Source organism: Marinomonas gallaica (assembly GCF_001639745.1).
GTDB lineage: Bacteria > Pseudomonadota > Gammaproteobacteria > Pseudomonadales > Marinomonadaceae > Marinomonas > Marinomonas gallaica.
The window spans coordinates 359,281-377,069 of record NZ_LTAX01000001.1 but is presented as its reverse complement, the minus strand read 5'-3'; the positions used below and the strand labels follow the sequence as shown (position 1 = coordinate 377,069).

The following is a 17,789-nucleotide window of genomic DNA, read 5'->3' as shown; positions in this document are numbered from 1 at the left end:
TGGTAGTGCTGAGTAAGGGTTGTTTAATGATTAACCTAAATTATAGAGTACGGTCAACGTTTATGGACTGCTAGACAAGTTTTTTAGACTGTCAGACAAGAAACTTCCAAAACATAGGTCTACATTGAATGCATAGTAATTGAATTACTGAAAACAACAATAACCGGAGTAAACAGTATGATCTATGCAAAACCAGGTTCTGAAGGCAGCGTTGTTAGCTTTAATGAGCAGTATGAAAACTTTATCGGTGGCGAATGGGTAGCCCCAGTTAAAGGTGAATACTTTGACAACGTCAGCCCTGTCGATGGTAAACCATTCTGTCGTATTCCTCGATCTACCGAAGAAGATATTAACCTTGCACTTGATGCAGCGCATGCTGCAAAAGAGGCTTGGGGTAAAACATCGGTTCAAGCGCGTTCATTAGTGCTGTTAAAAATCGCTGATCGCATTGAAGCAAATTTAGAAGTTTTGGCAGTCGCAGACACTTGGGATAATGGGAAGTCAGTCCGAGAAACCTTAGCTGCAGATGTACCACTTGCAGCGGATCACTTCCGCTATTTCGCGGGGGCTATTCGTGCTCAAGAAGGCTCCATCGGTGAAATCGACGAGAACACCGTCGCCTACCACTTTCACGAACCACTAGGTGTTGTGGGTCAGATTATCCCGTGGAACTTCCCTTTGCTCATGGCAGCATGGAAATTAGCGCCAGCGCTCGCTGCGGGTAACTGTGTTGTGCTAAAACCTGCCGAACAAACACCTGCTTCTATTTTAGTATTAGCTGAATTGATTAGTGACTTGTTACCCGCTGGCGTGCTCAACATAGTCAACGGCTACGGCGCAGAGGCCGGACAAGCGTTGGCAACCAGTAAACGAATCGCCAAAATTGCCTTCACTGGTTCTACCCCCGTAGGCTCACACATCCTAAAATGTGCCGCTGAAAACATTATACCATCCACTGTTGAGTTAGGCGGAAAATCACCTAATGTCTACTTTAGCGACATCATGGACGCTGAAGACGAGTTTGTTAGCAAATGTGTTGAAGGTGCCGTATTGGCGTTCTTTAACCAAGGTGAAGTATGTACCTGTCCGTCGCGTTTGTTGATCCAAGAAGATATGTACGATGATTTTATTAAGCTTGTCATAGACCGCATTGAAAAGATTAAACGTGGGAACCCACTGGATACTGACACCATGGTGGGGGCTCAAGCGTCACAAGAGCAGTTTGAAAAGATCTTAAGTTACCTAAAAATTGGCCGCGATGAGGGGGCTGAGGTACTTGTTGGTGGTGATCAAGAAGTGGTTGAGGGTTTCAATGATGGATTTTACATTAAGCCAACACTGCTCAAAGGCACCAATGACATGCGTGTCTTCCAAGAAGAAATTTTCGGTCCTGTTGTATCCGTGACTACCTTTAAAGATGAAGCTGAAGCGTTAGCGATAGCCAACGATACTGAGTTTGGTCTGGGTGCTGGCGTATGGACCCGTGACACCAATCGCGCTTATCGCATGGGGCGCGGTATTCAGTCCGGCCGAGTGTGGATGAACTGCTACCACCAATACCCAGCACATGCAGCATTTGGTGGTTACAAAAAATCCGGTGTTGGTCGAGAAAACCACAAAATGATGCTTGATCACTATCAGCAAACTAAGAATATGTTAGTAAGCTACGATATTAACCCAATGGGCTTCTTCTAAGTCCCAGTTACTTTTTACCCTGAGAATTGGCCCCCCAATTCTAACTTTTTAGCCCCTTTTGGGGCTTTTTTTTGCCTAAATTTAATAAAATATTCAGAATGGTATTGGTTGTAACATTGCTGTCACATTAAAGTCATATAAATGCAACCGAAATGAAATGTGCGCCAAAAAACCTCTTACTTAAATCATGATTCAGGCTCTATTGGGTTTTTATAAAAATGTTCTAAGTGTAGAATGACGCGCGTTTCAGTTTAATGAATTTTGACGGATTAATTTGAAAGGCTGGTTTGGGCCCTCTAGGAAAAGAGCGGCTAGGTGAAGATTCGCCAACCAGCGTCGTTTAATTTTTTAAGAAGTATCTTTTTATGGATCTTACAGATTACGGCACAAGCTCAAAGACTACCCGTGGCGGTGATATCGTTCGGATTTTGATCGCTCTAGCGTTCGTTGTTTTGTCTGGCTACTATGCGTATACGCATGGAGAGGGCATCTCAAACATTTCTATCTTAGCTATTGCATCCGCTTTTGGCGCTTATATGGCGTTAAATATCGGTGCCAATGACGTAGCGAACAACGTTGGCCCTGCAGTAGGCTCTAAAGCTTTGTCTATGGTTGGAGCGATTCTAATTGCAGCAGTATTTGAAGCGGCGGGGGCAATTGTTGCTGGCGGTAGTGTTGTTGGGACCATTAAAAAAGGCATTATTAACCCTAATGCGATTGCAGATGTAGAAACATTTATCTGGGTTATGATGGCTGCTTTATTGGCTGGCGCAATTTGGTTGAACTTGGCAACGTATTTAGGTGCGCCAGTCTCAACGACTCACTCGATTGTGGGTGGTGTTATGGGAGCGGGTATTGCCGCCGGTGGTTGGGATATCGCCAACTGGGATAAAGTGGGCGCGATTGTTGCTAGTTGGGTGATTTCACCTGCATTGGGTGGCATTATCGCTGCGTCTTTTTTGATCTATATTAAACGATCCGTCATGTACAAGAGTGACAGGATAGAAGCGGCTAAAAAAGTCGTGCCATTTTTGGTTGCTCTAATGGTATGGGCTTTTTCAACGTATCTAGCAATGAAAGGTCTCAAGAAGATCTGGAATCTGGATATTGTTACGGCTTTATTGATAGGCTTAGGTCTGGCGTTAACCGTCTACTTTATTGTTCGCCCTGCAGTCGACCGTGCAGCAAATGCACTTAAGAATGATAAAGACGCGGTCAATAGCTTATTTACTATTCCATTGATTGTTTCTGCTGCACTATTGAGTTTTGCTCACGGCGCCAACGACGTTGCAAACGCAATTGGACCGTTGGCTGCAATCAATGATGCTCTAATGCATGGTGGTGTTTCTGCTAAAGCGTCTATTCCGCTGTGGGTTATGTTGACAGGTGGTTTGGGTATTGCCATTGGTTTAGCATTGTTTGGCCCTAAGCTTATTCGTACTGTGGGTTCAGAGATCACAGAGCTGGATAAGACTCGAGCTTTCTGTGTGGCAATGGCCGCTGCAATTACGGTAATTATCGCTTCTCAGCTTGGCTTACCAGTGAGCTCTACGCACATTGCGGTCGGTGGTATCTTTGGTGTTGGCTTCTTGCGCGAATATTTGAAGCTTTCTTACGAGAAAAAATTGGCTCAAATAGAGAAACACTCGACTAGCTCAGGCCTTGGTGAAGATGAAACGCAGGCATTCGTTGAGCGATTTAAGTTAGCGGATGTGGCGGAAAAACGTGCGATTTTACGTGAAGTCAAGTCTCTTCGTAGCGCTGCGCCAATCTCACGTGATGAGCGTAAGAGTCTTAAGAAAGCAACTAAGAAAGAGTTAGTGAAGCGCTCTGCACTGATACGTATTGCTGCGGCATGGGTTATTACTGTTCCTGCTTCAGGGATACTATCAGCGATTATTTTCTATGCGTTGCTAGGTTTCTCAGTCGCGTAAACCTCATCTTAGTTTTGAATACTTTAAAAACCGATCATGCATAATGGTCGGTTTTTTTATATGCTTAGAGTTTAGACTTTTCTAATCTTCATGGTGATCTCGTGTCGGGCAGCTTTATCGTAACAATTATAATTATCGTGACAGTGGTATTGCTATTGGCGATACTGATTATATCGCTGTTGAGACTCTATAAAGAGCGCCAAGAGAAGCAGCAACGCGAACTAGAACAGCTCAGTAAGCGTAGCTACCGTGTTGCAGACTTATTGAATGTATTACCTGATCGCTATTTACCTCTGACAACGAAAGTTGTCTTGTTGGAATACTTAATTTCAAGTATTCACTTACTTGGCCGACATAAACTGGTAGTAGACTTAGAAAGTGCATTGCCTGGGTATCTGCAGCTTTTAGAAGAACTCAAGCTAGGTCAGCAGGCGTCCATTAATGACAAAGTGCAGACACATGTTCAGTTGTCTCACGTGCAACAAGGGTTGCAATCTGTACCGCTGTTATTAAGAGGGCTGGTTAATAGTGATTTAGTTGATAAAGCAACGGCAAAGGACCAAGTGGCACAGATTCGTTTCTCGTATTGCTTAGCGCATCATGATTTGCTTGTGAAAGAAGCCCAAGCAAGTTTGGAACTTGATAAAAAAGCCAGTGCGCTTGAAAAACTTCGTTTAGCACTTGCTGAGATGGAAAAAGTAGCGACATTTGAGCAGGCAGACCCGGTGCTCAAAAAACTGCAAAACACTATCCAGCGGATTGAAACAGAACTATTTGGAAACAATTCTACAGCCAGTTAAGCCCTTTTTTATTGGGGAAGATTGGTTGATATAACAATAACGTATTAGCGCTTCGGAAAACGAAAATATGACTGCAATTATCGTAACGCTACTGTTGATGGTAATCGGTGGCTTTATTGCGTTTGCTATTTATCTACAATTAAAAGAACAGGCTCGGATTGAGCGGTTGCGTAAAGTCGCGCTGCTTAACAATCAGTTGCGTCAAGTGCGCCGCTATTTAGATGAGTTGCCCGCTCAGTATCAACCAAAAGATATGCGTTTATGGTTGTACGCTCGTATGATTGCTATTTGCGACGAGCTATTGGCTGTTCAGCCTGATGAGCCTTTATCACGACGTCGACGTTTTCTTCATGAGGAGATGCAGCAGTTCCAAAGCAGTAAAGAGAAGCGTCGAGCGAAACCGGTTGTTGACGAAATTCAAATAATGGAAATGAAGCGTCTGTTTGAATCATTCCATGGCTATTTGCAGACGGCAAAAACGGCTAAGCAAATTGATGAGGATAGCTTTGCGCGATACGATGAATTACTTCATTGGTTTCGCTACAAAATCAATGCAGATCATCACTCTTACTTGGCTAGGCAGTTTTTTCTTACTCATAAAATGGAAGACGCGATCAGTGAGTACAATGAGGCGATCAATCAGTTAAGACCCATTGAAGAGAAAACTGAAGCGATTGAGCTAATCACTAAATATCAGGAAATAATCCAAGAGATTCAAGATGATTTAGCTCTGCAGCAGCGTGAAGCCGAAATGGAAGCTTCAACGCTGGAGGACAGTGAGGCGGAAGAAGGTCTTGATGATGAATGGCAAAAATTCATGGAAGACGGTGAATTTAAACGTAAGAAGCACTTCTAAAAGCAAACAGCTTTGCGATTATTTTCACTGGCTAGATGTTGTCAATTCGTATGGCTTCTGGCAATTTAAATGCGGTTATTAATCTAATTCGGTAAGCTGCAATGAACTTCGCTCTTTTGTCGGTATTTGTTCCAACTTTTTTCTTTGTTTCTATCACGCCTGGTATGTGTATGACACTTGCTATGACGTTGGGAATGACCATTGGTGTTAAGCGTTCTTTATGGATGATGGTAGGCGAGTTAGCTGGAGTTGGCTTAGTGGCCACCTTGTCGTCTATAGGTGTCGCAGCGCTTTTACTAAATTACCCGACTATCTTTATCATTTTTAAATATGTTGGTGGAGCTTATTTAGCCTACATTGGTGTTTTAATGTGGTTGTCACGAGGGAAAATGGCGATCAAGGCTGATGGTGATAGTGGGCGTCCAGCAAGCGCGTTTGAATTAATGTCTCAGGGGTTTATAACGGCCATTGCTAATCCTAAAGGGTGGGCATTTTTTGTTGCTTTATTACCGCCTTTTCTCATTCCCGAGCAGCCGTTAGCGCAACAACTTGTTAGTCTTGTCGCAATTATCCTGACTTTAGAGTTTGCATGCCTGCTGATTTACGCATCGGGTGGTCGCACAATGCGTACTCTGTTAATGCAGAGTGGTAATGTTCGAATAATGAACCGTATCGCAGGTACGTTGATGGTCGGTGTCGGGATCTGGCTGGCACTTGGCTAGGTTGTGGGTTTCGCTTTACTAGAGCGTTTACTCTTACGAGTGTAGGTGCGTTTCTTTTTAGGTGTGCTGCTTGTTTTGGGTAATGAGGCAAATTGGCTCATAGAGCCTTCTCGGGCGCTGTGTATTAGATTACGTAGCGCTTGATCCAGTTCGTGCATGAAGGATTGGTAGCTCTGCTTATTCAGACTAATGTCATTTAGCATGGATTCCCATTTTGCTGTCATGTCAGGTACGGTTGTACTGTTCGGTAATGCCTCAATTAAAGCTCGTCCGGTTGGCGTCGCATGTATTTGCTTCCCCTGACGGGTCAAAAAGCTCCGTTTAAAAAGTAGTTCTAAAATACCCGCGCGCGTGGCTTCTGTTCCGAGTCCATCCGTTTCTTTCAAGATGGCTTTGATTTCTTTATCGCTGACAAAGCGGCTGATCCCAGTCATTGCTGCAAGCAGTGTTGCATCGGTGAAAGCCTCTGGCGGTGTGGTTTCCTTGTCGAGAACTTCGCCTTTTTGGCAGTGTATTTGTTGCCCTACGACCAATATAGGTAGTTCAGTGTCTTCCTTTTTGGACTTGGGCATTAGGTGTTTCCAGCCTAATTCTGTAACCGTGATACCTTGCGCAACAAAGTTCCCACCTTCAATCTCAATTAGAATCTTGGTCGCCAAGTATTTGTGGACTGGCATAAACTGGATAAGATATTGGCGTGCGATCAGTTCAAAGACTTTCTGCTCATCATTGTTCAGTTTACTAAATGAACCCGTTTGGGAGGTTGGGATAATGGCGTGATGGGCACCCACTTGTTTGTCATTCCAGGCTTTACTACGTGTAGCAGGGTTCGCTTCTTGTGCCGCTGCAGAGAAGGGAAGGGCTAACGTCTTTAACTGATCAATAATTGTCTTCGCTTGTTTGAACTGTTCGGTTGGTAAATAGCGGCAATCTGAACGCGGGTAGGTAATCATTTGATGGCGCTCATAAAGTGCTTGGCAAACATCAAGGACTTTTTGTGCGGTCATTGAAAAGGCTTTCGCTGCGTCGATCTGCAAGGCCGATAAATTATAGGGAAGCGGTGCTGATTGCTGCTTTGGCTTCTTATCGTATTGTTTTACGTGCCCTGGTTTGTTAGTGATTCTTTTGGCTACATTTTCAGCCAAAGGGCGACTCAAGACACGCCCTTCTTCGTCTTGATAGGGGGCACAGGCTTCACTAGGCTGCCATTTGGCCTGAAAGGGGAGTGTGTTCGTTTCTAAATGAGCGATGACTTGGTAAAAAGCTTTCGAGACAAAATTCTCACGTTCTTTGTCGCGTTGTACAACGAGCCCCAAAATAGGTGTTTGCACACGGCCAACAGATAGTACCCCGTTGTAGCCTGCTTGACGGCCTTTCACTGTATAGGCTCGAGTTAGATTAATGCCGTATAGCCAATCTGCTCGAGAACGCGCTAAAGCTGAACGAGAAAGTGCGGCAAACTCTTGGTTGGATCGTAGTGTATTTAAGGCTTTTTTTACGGCAGCGACGGTTAAATCGTTGATCAACAAGCGTTGAGTTTGTTCAAGCTTTCGCTTCGGTACTTTAGCGAAATGCAATACTTCATCTACCAGTAATTGTCCTTCACGATCGGGGTCGCCAGCATGTACGATTTGCTTGGCTTCTTTTATTAGCTTTTTAACTACGGATAGCTGTTTCTTGGTATTGCTCTTTGCTTTCCATTGCCACTCGGCAGGCACTATTGGTAGGTGATCTAGATTCCATTGCTTATATTGTGGGCCATAGTCATGTGGTTCGGCGAGTTCTAGCAAGTGTCCAATGCACCAAGTGACACAGTCCCCATTGGGAAGCAGAATATAGCCATCATGCTTTTTTTGTGGAGTAGGTAGGGCGCTCGCAATCGCTCTTGCAAGACTGGGTTTTTCGGCAATATAAAGGATCATGGACACACAAATTTTGTATATTTATGGTTATTTATACAGTACTTTGCGTGCCCAAGTCTATATTAAGAGTGCTTCTTAATTGATGATTGGTACAACCATAACAGGTACACGGCTGTGATGAACTACTTTATTTGCGGTTGACCCGATAACCATTTGGCCAATGCGGCTATGTGTACGGCTATTCATAATGATTAAGTCAGCGCCTACTTTTTCGGCGGTCGCTTCAATGACTTCTGCTGGCGCACCGTGTGCTAATTCAAGTCTAGGGAAAGCTGGCAGCTCTTTCATTTCTTCTGCGTACGCTTCCATAAACTGACCTAAGTAGGTTTGCATTCGTTCCAAGGTAGAACGATCAGCTTCTTCGCGCATTTCTTTGATGGTTACATCTGAGATGTAATTGTTGATCATATTGGCAGCTTGAGCACTAACGGGCTCTATGGCATGCATTAGAACGATTTCTGCTTGATTAGCAATTGCCATATTCAAAGCCATCTCCATAGCTTGGTTAGTTTTTGGCTCTAAATCACAAGCAAATAGAATCGTACGGATTTTCTGTAACATCACTTTTCTCCTCATCAGGATGATTACTAAGTCTAATCCTTCCATATTAAGGTGACGTGACGCAAATCAAATTTGCGTTGCCTTAAAGTAGATTGCTTTGGTTAGCGCTGTCTTGATATCCGTCAAAAATAAAACCAAAGGCTGTAATGGTTAAAATCGCACCAACAAATAGGAACGTGCTCCATCTTTGTTGAGATTTTGTTGGAACTAGTATAATAGCAACCAAGTTTCTCATGATTTTGTCCTACAGTGGAATTTGTGAAAATGATAATTGATATCATTAATGGTGTCTATAGCTTGTTTGTTGCCGATAGTCGGCAACGTTAATTGGTTATGTTATCCTTTGCGCGAATTTTTAACGACACCAAAGAGATAACATCATGTCTGAACTGTCTTTTGACACAAATGAAGCGAAAATTGCTTACGGTATCGGTCGTCAGATCGGTGATCAACTTCGTGGTAGTGATCTAGGCGAGCTTTCCCTAGATCACCTATTTGCTGCGATTAAAGATGCTTTAAATGACCAGCCAATGGCTGTTCCAGCTGAGCAACTAGAAGCCGCATTTGCTGAGCTTCAAGCGACAATGGAAGAAAAATCAAAAGCAGCTGCGGCGGAAACTGTGGCAGCGGGCGAAGCTTTCCTTGAACAAAATAAAACGCGTGAAGGTGTTCAGGTAACCGCTTCTGGTCTTCAGTACGAAGTCATTGAAGAGGGAACTGGTAACCAACCTGTAGCGTCTTCGACTGTTCGTGTACATTACGAAGGTCGCTTGGTCGATGGGCAGGTGTTCGATAGCTCAATCCAGCGCGGTGAGCCAATTGAATTCCCATTAGCTGGCGTTATCGCTGGTTGGACGGAAGGTCTACAGCTGATGAAAGAAGGTGCTAAATACCGTTTCGCTATTCCTGCTGAACTTGGCTATGGTGCGCAAGGCGCGGGTGCGGTTATCCCGCCTCACGCTACATTAGTATTTGATGTTGAGCTAATCGCTATCATCTAAAAATGATAAAAATAGGAGCTTTTAGCTCCTATTTTTTTATGCGTAGTTAAGCAGAATTAGAGTGCTCGAACCATTTTGACGTGTGGTTTGCCTGCTTCCATGAATATTCGCCCATCCGTTTCAAACCCATGCGCATGGTAAAATGTCTGAACATCCACCATGGCATGTAAATAGAGGTCTTTAAGGTTCATTTCACGTGCAACTTGCAACGCTTTTCTAAGCAGTAAAGTGCCATTACCCTGCTGGCGATAATTAGGTAGTACCGCGAGTCGACCAATTTGCCCGTCTTCTGTTAAGCGGCATACACCAATGGGGACCGCAGTTGTGCCAAATGCCACAAAGTGCACTGCGTCAGTATCTTGTTCATCCCATTCATCCTGTTCATCCACGCCAAGTTCTAAAATAAAAACCTGACGACGAACAAACATAAGCTGAGCTTTACTGCTGTTCCAGTCTGACGTTAAAACTTTCATGTTTTATGCGTCCTCGTCTTCGTGCGGCAATGCAATGATTACTTGATGTTGAAGTATAAACCTCAATGTATCCGGTAATTGAGCATGTTGCTCAATTTTTAGTCCACTGAAATCAAATTCTTCTTGATCGCAAATGGCTTGAATAAAAGGTACAAGTTCTACGTCGACAACAATAGAATTGCCATTGCAGAATAAAGAGCATGATTGCTTATCTTCAGATAGAAAATAGCAGATCCGAGCATCGCCAGGTCGAATGAAAGTATCGCCATTTAGTGCCTGTTGGTAAGTTTCAGAGAGTTCTTCGTCATTTAATTGTACGCTGTATTCTGGGTATTTTAACTCACTCATGGATTCAGCTAACCAGCTAGCTAAAAGCTCTGGTGAATCAATCAACTCATGGAGTTTTTGCTTTAAATGTTCAATGTCACTTGCTTGAATCTCGGCATGGTGATCGCGTTCCAATGGCTCAGGGGCAGAGAAACGATTCTTTTCATTTACTTCTTCACAAAGTTTGTCGGTAATGCCTTGTAAGGCTGCTTGAGTGGAGGGCGCACGAAAGCCAACAGAAAACGTCATACATTCATTGTCTAAGGCGCGGCCGTTGTGAGCAAAGTTGGGTGGGAGATATAAAATATCACCCGCTTCGAGTTCATAGTCTTGAGTCGAGTCAGGAGTGAAATTATCTAAAATGTGAAGCTGAGAGTTTTGTAAGGCGCTGTCTTGGTATTGCTCTGGTGACAGAACTTGCCAACGGCGTTTACCGGCCATTTGCACTAAAAATACGTCATATTGATCGTAATGAGGCCCAACACTGCCTCCTTCAGTTGCATAGCTTACCATTATGTCATCGACCCGCCAGCTCGGTAAGAAGTTGAACCGTTCTCTTAATGCCTGAACTTCAGGGACCCAATGGTCGACGGCTTGTACTAAAAGTGTCCATTCTTTTTCTGGTAGGGAGGTAAAATCTTCTTCCTCGAATGGGCCTTGTAGAAGCTGCCAAGGTGTTTCACCGTGTTCAATAACAATACGCGATTCCACCTCTTCTTCCATAGCAAGACCTGCAAGCTCATCGGCGCTTATCGGTAGTTCTACGTCTTTTGCTCCACCACGAATTAATAGAGGCTTCTTTTGCCAATAGTCTTGGTAGAATGTTTTGGCGCTGATGCCTGCGAGTATGCTTAATGGCGTATCGATATTCATATGGGTTCTCATCAAAAAAAAGAGCCGTCATAAGAGCGGCTCTTTGTATATAAGAAAAACAGTTATTGGCCGAGGTTAGTCGCGGATAGCTTTCGCTTGAGCAACAGCATTACCAATGTAGTTTGAAGGCGTTAGAGCTTTTAGCTCTTCTTTTGCTTGTTCTGGAAGTTCAAGCTTATCAACAAACTCTTGCATAATTTCTTGGTTGATCGTTTGACCTCGCGTTAACTCTTTTAGTTTCTCGTAAGGAGATTCTATGCCGTAGCGACGCATAACGGTTTGAATAGGTTCAGCTAACACTTCCCATGAAGAATTTAGGTCTTCATTAAGGCGCTTTGCATTGATTTCAAGCTTGCTGATGCCTTTCAAAGAGGCTTGGTAAGCAATCAGGCTGTGCGCTAAACCAACACCTAGATTACGTAAAACAGTCGAATCCGTTAGGTCACGCTGCCAGCGAGAGATAGGCAGTTTAGCGCTCAGATGGCCCATGATAGCATTTGCGATACCCAAGTTGCCTTCCGAGTTTTCGAAGTCGATAGGGTTAACTTTATGTGGCATGGTAGACGAGCCAATTTCTCCGGCGATGGTTTTCTGTTTAAAGTAGCCAAGAGAAATATAACCCCAAACGTCACGGTCGAAGTCGATCAGGATGGTGTTAAAACGACAGATAGCATCGTACAGCTCAGCAATGTAATCATGTGGCTCGATCTGAGTTGTGTACGGGTTCCACGTTAAACCAAGGGATGTTACAAACTTTTCCGCGTGTGCCTGCCAGTCTACTTGAGGGTACGCAGAAAAGTGAGCATTGTAGTTACCTACGGCACCGTTGATTTTACCAAGAAACTCAACTGCTTCTACTTGCTTGATTTGGCGACGTAGACGAGCAGCAACGTTTGCCATTTCTTTACCAACAGTACTTGGCGAAGCCGTTTGGCCGTGTGTACGTGATAGGATAGATTGATCGGCATGTTCGATCGCGAGCGTTTCAATAGAAGAAAGCACGGCTTTCATCTCAGGCAGGATGGCTTCAGCCAATGCTTCATTAAGCATCAATGCATGTGACAAGTTGTTGATGTCTTCAGAAGTACACGCAAAGTGAACGAATTCAGAAACAGCAGCCAGCTCGGCGTTACCAGCAATCTTATCTTTAATGAAATACTCAACCGCTTTTACATCGTGGTTAGTCGTTTTCTCGATATCTTTGATAGATTGTGCATCGGCTTCTGAGAAGTTAGCCGCCAAGTCATCAAGGATAGTGTTTGCTTCAGCGCTAAGCGCTGGCACTTCCACAATTTCAGAATGAGCAGCAAGTGCTTGTAGCCAACGAACTTCTACGATTACACGCATACGAAGTAAGCCGTATTCGCTTACAGAGCGACGCAGAGCATTGGTTTTTGAGCCATAACGCCCGTCGATCGGAGAAATCGCATTTAAGCTGGTTAATTGCATTGAGTTAACGCCTCGAACATGGTTTTCAGGGAAAGGCCATTATAAGGGAAAGGGCATCTTGGTGCTACGTTAACGGTTTGTAATTGGAATAATATGATTTAGCCAAATAACTACATTAAAGTTTTTTATATTAAAAAAGATTTTTCTTAGTATGGAATTATGTTTATTGAAGCTAGTTTATTGGGGTAGTTATGACAATTAATCGTCTGTATGGGTTAGTGATCGGCGGTGTGATTTTTATTTTGACGGCACTGTATGCGGTCACAGAGTATGGTTTAAGTAGTAATCAAGAATCCATTCGCGAAGAGTTTGGGCTAGCTAATGCGATGAGCGCTATGAAAGATGCTCGTTATTACACGGTTCAGGTGCAGCAGTTTTTAACGGATATGGGGGCGACCCGAGGTGATGACGCACTGCCAGAGGCGCAACAAAGCTTAAAAGGGGCAAAGCAGAGTCTAGACAGATTGACGGTATATTTACCTGAGTACACCGCTACGGTCGCTGATCTTAAAAAACAGCTTGATGCGCTTTATAACTCGGGTTTCCAGATGGCGATGGCGTATATAAATAATGGCACTGAAGCAGGTAATATTCTTATGAAAGGAGCTGGCGGCCTTGATGACGCTTCGGTTGAACTTTCAGATTCTCTTAATGTGCTGGCAAATGAGATTGCGACATGTTTAAAAGTTAGCTCGGTATTATCCATTAGCAATATAGAGCAAACCGAACGGGTGGCTCTGATCAGCAGTTTGTTGTCCGCGATTCTGATTGTTGCTGCATTATTTGTCTTACGTCAGAAAACGTTACCCGATATTAAAAAGCTAGAAGCATCGCTGCATGATATTGCTCAAGGGGCGCGTGATCTGACGGTAAGGTTGGATGAAAAAGGGGATGACGAATTGGCGGATGTTGCGAAAAGCTTCAATTAGTAATATGTCTGCCAAAGCAACTGAAATAGCGGCAGCGATGGAGCAGCAAGCGGCTTCTGCTGAAACAATTGATGTTCGTATTCGTATGATTCGTGATGAGGCGGCGACAACCAGTGTTAATGCAGCTCAGACGAATCAGGCAAGCAAAAAGGTTCAGAAACAAGCCTCAGAATTGAGTGGTTTGGTTTCTTCATATCGCGTTTAAGCATATTTCTACTATCATTTCTAAGGGCGCAACAGTGCGCCCTTTGTTTATATCATTCCTGCTTGGCTTGTGCCGTAGTGTAGGTCGGTTTTGGTATCGCTAAAGTCGCTTACAGCCACTAATAGTTTTAGGGTAAGTCATAAACTGACCCAATCGGAAGGTATTGCTTCCACTTGATCCTATATTCGATATAGAAGGAAAAGAACGATGAATGCAGCAGAATTACATGATAAGGCTATTGTGATCGATGGCTTGATTTGTGCGAATTGGAATCGCGAGTTATTTGAAGACATGGCCAAAGGTAAACTGACTGCGGCAAACTTTACAATGTCGTTCTGGGAAAACTTTGAAGGTGCTGTGCAAAACATCGCTGACATGAATAAGATGATCGATGAAAACAACGATCTACTTACGAAAGTTCGTACCACAAAAGACATTCATCGTGCCAAGGCAGAAGGCAAAACTGGCGTTATTATGGGCTTCCAAAATGCGCATCCTTACGAAGATCAAATTGGTTACGTTCAAATTTTAAAAGACCTAGGCGTGGGTATCACACAGATGTGTTACAACACCCAAAACTTAGTGGGCACAGGCTGTTACGAGCGTGACGGTGGTTTGTCGGGGTTTGGTCGTGAAATCGTGGCAGAAATGAACCGCGTTGGCGTGTTGTGTGACTTATCTCACGTGGGGCCAAATACAGCAAAAGAAGTAATTCTTGAGTCTAAAAAGCCTGTTGCATACTCTCATTGCCTACCATCAGGTCTAAAAGAACATCCACGTAACCGCTCCGATGAAGAGTTGAAATTCATCGCTGATAATGGTGGTTTTGTTGGTGTCACTATGTTTACACCATTCCTACGAGCAGGCGTTAATGCCACGATTGATGATTATGTTGAAGCGATTCAATACGTTTACAACATCGTTGGCGAAGACGCGATCGGTATTGGTACAGACTTCACTCAAGGTCACGGCGAAGATTTCTTTGAATACCTAACTCATGATAAGGGTTACGCACGTCGTCTTACTCGCTTCGGAGAGATCATTAACCCGAAAGGCATTCGTACTGTTGGTGAATTCCCTAATTTGACTGAAGCGCTTCTTCGTCATGGTTTTACGGAAAGCCAAGTGCTGAAGATTATGGGCGAAAACTGGGTGAACCTGCTTGCTGAAGTATGGGGCGAGTAGTTTTTTTTTACGTTTATGCCGAAAAACGGCTTATAGCGATCAAAGGAAGTCGATAACTGCAAAGTTCATCGGCTTCAACTTTGTTTTAATAGAGTTTTAGGAGTCGCGATGCGGTTCCAGCTTACAATAAGAATTGAGGTGTAAAAATGGGTGTACATGCTCCAGAAATGCCAATCGAAGTAAATGATGAAACAGGTGTATGGACAACAGATGCGTTGCCAATGCTTTACGTTCCACGTCACTTCTTTGTAAACAACCACATGGGTATCGAAGATGAAATCGGCGCAGAACGTTACGCTGAGATTCTTTACAAAGCTGGCTATAAATCAGCTTATTTCTGGTGTGAGCAAGAAGCTGAGTGTCACGGTCTGTCTGGTGCTGATGTTTGGCATCACTACCTAAAACGCCTTTCTCAACGCGGTTGGGGCTTCTTCATTACTGAAGAGTTAGATATCCAAAAAGGTACAGCAAAAGTACGTTTAGAAAATTCAGCTTTTGTTTACCACTACGAAAAAATTCACGGTAAAAAAGTCAATCGTAAAATCGATTACATGTTTACTGGTTGGTTTGCGGGTGCGCTTGACCAAATCGCGGAAGCGCAAGGTCTATCTGTTCGCACTAAAGCAGAGCAAACGCAATGTGCAGCCGAAGAAGGTTGTGATGTGGGTTACTTCGAAGTAACACCGCTTTAATTATTATTATATTAATTGTCAGTCTATCGTTTAAAAAAGGCGGGGTTCCACTATGTCCCAGTTTGATGCGCTGTTTCAGCCACTGAATATCAATAAATTAACCATTCGTAACCGTATTGTCAGTACGGCTCACGCAGAGGTTTATGCAACCGACGGTGGTATGACTACCGATCGCTATGTTAAGTACTACGAAGAAAAAGCGAAAGGCGGTTGTGGTTTGTGTATCTGTGGTGGATCAAGTGTTGTATCCATTGACAGCCCACAAAGCTGGTGGAGCTCTGTCAATTTATCGACAGATCGTATTATCCCTCATTTCCAGAATCTTGCTGATGCAGTGCACAAGCACGGCGGTAAGATCATGATCCAGATTTCTCACATGGGTCGTCGTTCTCGTTGGGACGGTGAAAACTGGCCTAACCTTATGTCTCCTTCTGGTATTCGTGAGCCGGTTCACCGTGCGACATGTAAAACAATTGAAGTAGAAGAAATTTGGCGTGTTATTGGCGACTTCGCACAAGCGGCACGTCGTGCGAAAGAAGGTGGCCTTGACGGTGTGGAGCTGTCTGCGGTACACCAACACATGGTTGACCAATTCTGGTCTCCTCGTGTAAACAAACGTACTGACGAATGGGGTGGTTCTTTCGAAGGTCGTATGAAATTTGGTCTTGAAGTTGCTAAAGCGGTTCGTGCTGAAGTAGGTCCAGACTTTGTTGTAGGTATGCGTATCACAGGTGACGAGTTCCATCCTGATGGTCTAAACCACGACGACATGAAACAAATTGCTAAGTACTACGACGACACAGGTCTAATTGACTACTTTGGCGTTGTTGGTTCTGGTTGTGATACACACAACACGCTAGCGAACGTAATTCCAAACATGAGCTACCCGCCAGAGCCATTCCTACACTTGGCAGCAGGCATCAAAGAAGTAGTCAGTGTTCCGGTTATTCACGCACAGAACATCAAAGATCCAAACCAGGCAAAACGTATCGTTGAAGCGGGTTATGTTGACTTTGTTGGTATGACACGTGCACACATTGCTGACCCGCACTTGATCGCGAAAATCAAAAACGACCAAGTTGATCAGATTCGTCAATGTGTGGGTGCAAACTACTGTATCGACCGTCAGTATCAAGGTCTTGATGTTCTATGTATCCAAAACGCGGCGACCTCTCGTGAATACATGGGCTTGCCTCATATTATTGAGAAGACTGAAGGACCTATCCGCAACGTAGTGGTTGTTGGTGGTGGCCCTGGTGGTATGGAAGCAGCGCGTGTTGCAGCAGAACGTGGGCACAAAGTTACGCTTTTAGAGCGTGCTGATGAGTTAGGTGGTCAGATTACGATCGCATCTAAAGCGCCTCAGCGTGACCAAATTGCTGGTATCACACGTTGGTTGGTGATGGAGCTTGATCGCCTAGGTGTTGATGTTCGCACTGGTGTCACTGCCGATGCTCAGATGATTCGTGATCTGAAGCCGGACGTGTGTGTCATGGCGACAGGTGGCCGCCCATACATGGAGCAAAACCCAGCATGGGGTGCGGAAGAGGGTTTATGTGTATCGAGCTGGGATATCCTAAACGGTAAAGTTGAACCAGGTAAGAATGTTCTTATCTACGATACAATCTGTGAATTCTCAGGCTTGTCAGCAGCTGACTACCTATCTTCTAAAGGTTCATTGGTTGAAATCGTTACTGACGATATTAAACCTGGTGTTGGTATCGGTGGTACAACGTTCCCAACTTACTACCGCTCTCTATACGAGAAAGAAGTCGTCATGACGTCTGACTTCCTACTAGAGAAAGTTTACCGTGAAGGTGACAACCTAGTAGCGGTGCTTGAAAACGAGTACACAGGTCAGCATGAAGAGCGTGTTGTAGACCAAGTAGTTATTGAAAACGGCACTCGTCCAAACGAAGAGCTTTACTACGAACTGAAAGAAGAGTCTCGTAACAAAGGTCAGCTTGATGTTGAAGCAATGTTCGACATCAAACCACAGCCAGTACTTTCTGAAAGTGGTGATGGCATGATCTTGTGGCGTCTAGGGGATTGCGTATCTCAACGTAACACTCACGCTGCAATGTACGATGCTCTACGTCTATGTAAAGATCTATAATCGTTTAGCCATTCAAAACTAAACCAACAAAACCGAACCCAAGAGGCGG

At 44.1% G+C, this 17,789-nt stretch carries 16 protein-coding genes; 11 read left to right on the top strand and 5 right to left on the bottom strand.

Annotation, left to right across the window (positions count from 1 at the left end; all coding sequences use genetic code 11):
- Positions 1-177 precede the first annotated feature (177 nt).
- From exaC to AYW76_RS01740, 5 genes are all read left to right on the top strand, one after another.
- Complete coding sequence (gene exaC, locus AYW76_RS01760; RefSeq protein WP_067214978.1) at positions 178-1,695, top strand: acetaldehyde dehydrogenase ExaC; 1,518 nt, start codon at positions 178-180, stop codon at positions 1,693-1,695.
- A 365-nt stretch (positions 1,696-2,060) separates the two neighbouring features.
- Complete coding sequence (locus AYW76_RS01755; protein WP_067214976.1) at positions 2,061-3,629, top strand: inorganic phosphate transporter; 1,569 nt, start codon at positions 2,061-2,063, stop codon at positions 3,627-3,629.
- A gap of 101 nt (positions 3,630-3,730) precedes the next feature.
- On the top strand, positions 3,731-4,429 hold the full coding sequence (locus tag AYW76_RS01750; RefSeq protein ID WP_067034675.1) for a hypothetical protein: 699 nt from the start codon (positions 3,731-3,733) through the stop codon (positions 4,427-4,429).
- Positions 4,430-4,496: 67 nt separating this feature from the next.
- A complete protein-coding gene (locus tag AYW76_RS01745) occupies positions 4,497-5,285 on the top strand; it encodes a hypothetical protein (protein ID WP_067034666.1) in 789 nt (262 codons plus the stop codon).
- Positions 5,286-5,386: 101 nt separating this feature from the next.
- Complete coding sequence (locus tag AYW76_RS01740; RefSeq protein WP_067214973.1) at positions 5,387-6,007, top strand: LysE family translocator; 621 nt, start codon at positions 5,387-5,389, stop codon at positions 6,005-6,007.
- Here the strand turns inward: AYW76_RS01740 and AYW76_RS01735 are convergent.
- A complete protein-coding gene (locus AYW76_RS01735; protein WP_067034664.1) occupies positions 6,004-7,929 on the bottom strand; it encodes a DNA topoisomerase III in 1,926 nt (641 codons plus the stop codon). The genes AYW76_RS01740 and AYW76_RS01735 overlap by 4 nt on opposite strands.
- A gap of 75 nt (positions 7,930-8,004) precedes the next feature.
- The gene (locus AYW76_RS01730; RefSeq protein WP_067034655.1) at positions 8,005-8,490 is read right to left on the bottom strand and encodes a universal stress protein; all 486 of its coding nucleotides are present in this window, start codon (positions 8,488-8,490) and stop codon (positions 8,005-8,007) included.
- Positions 8,491-8,870: 380 nt separating this feature from the next.
- Here AYW76_RS01730 and AYW76_RS01725 point away from each other — a divergent pair, with 380 nt between their 5' ends.
- The gene (locus AYW76_RS01725; protein WP_067214971.1) at positions 8,871-9,491 is read left to right on the top strand and encodes an FKBP-type peptidyl-prolyl cis-trans isomerase; all 621 of its coding nucleotides are present in this window, start codon (positions 8,871-8,873) and stop codon (positions 9,489-9,491) included.
- A gap of 56 nt (positions 9,492-9,547) precedes the next feature.
- Here AYW76_RS01725 and AYW76_RS01720 read toward each other — a convergent pair whose 3' ends face one another.
- The 3 genes from AYW76_RS01720 to purB form a co-directional block, all read right to left on the bottom strand.
- Complete coding sequence (locus AYW76_RS01720) at positions 9,548-9,964, bottom strand: GNAT family N-acetyltransferase (RefSeq protein ID WP_067096629.1); 417 nt, start codon at positions 9,962-9,964, stop codon at positions 9,548-9,550.
- A gap of 3 nt (positions 9,965-9,967) precedes the next feature.
- Positions 9,968-11,164, bottom strand: a complete 1,197-nt coding sequence (locus tag AYW76_RS01715; RefSeq protein ID WP_067214968.1) for a cupin domain-containing protein — start codon at positions 11,162-11,164, stop codon at positions 9,968-9,970.
- A gap of 75 nt (positions 11,165-11,239) precedes the next feature.
- The gene (purB, locus tag AYW76_RS01710) at positions 11,240-12,613 is read right to left on the bottom strand and encodes an adenylosuccinate lyase (RefSeq protein WP_067214966.1); all 1,374 of its coding nucleotides are present in this window, start codon (positions 12,611-12,613) and stop codon (positions 11,240-11,242) included.
- A gap of 191 nt (positions 12,614-12,804) precedes the next feature.
- Between purB and AYW76_RS01705 the strand changes: the two genes are divergently transcribed.
- The 5 genes from AYW76_RS01705 to dgcA all read left to right on the top strand — a co-directional run bounded on the left by AYW76_RS01705 (position 12,805) and on the right by dgcA (position 17,740).
- Positions 12,805-13,542 (top strand): HAMP domain-containing protein, encoded by a 738-nt coding sequence (locus AYW76_RS01705; protein ID WP_067214963.1) that lies wholly within the window; start codon positions 12,805-12,807, stop codon positions 13,540-13,542.
- Complete coding sequence (locus AYW76_RS01700) at positions 13,520-13,747, top strand: hypothetical protein (RefSeq protein ID WP_067214961.1); 228 nt, start codon at positions 13,520-13,522, stop codon at positions 13,745-13,747. The genes AYW76_RS01705 and AYW76_RS01700 overlap by 23 nt, the downstream gene beginning before the upstream one ends.
- 207 nt (positions 13,748-13,954) lie before the next feature.
- Positions 13,955-14,932 (top strand): dipeptidase, encoded by a 978-nt coding sequence (locus AYW76_RS01695; protein WP_067034641.1) that lies wholly within the window; start codon positions 13,955-13,957, stop codon positions 14,930-14,932.
- Positions 14,933-15,078: 146 nt separating this feature from the next.
- Positions 15,079-15,624, top strand: coding sequence for a DUF5943 domain-containing protein (locus tag AYW76_RS01690; RefSeq protein WP_067214958.1), 546 nt, complete (start codon positions 15,079-15,081; stop codon positions 15,622-15,624).
- A gap of 52 nt (positions 15,625-15,676) precedes the next feature.
- Positions 15,677-17,740: a dimethylglycine demethylation protein DgcA gene (gene dgcA / locus AYW76_RS01685; protein ID WP_067214956.1), complete on the top strand. Its 2,064-nt coding sequence runs from the start codon at positions 15,677-15,679 to the stop codon at positions 17,738-17,740.
- The last annotated feature ends 49 nt before the right edge of the window (positions 17,741-17,789 follow it).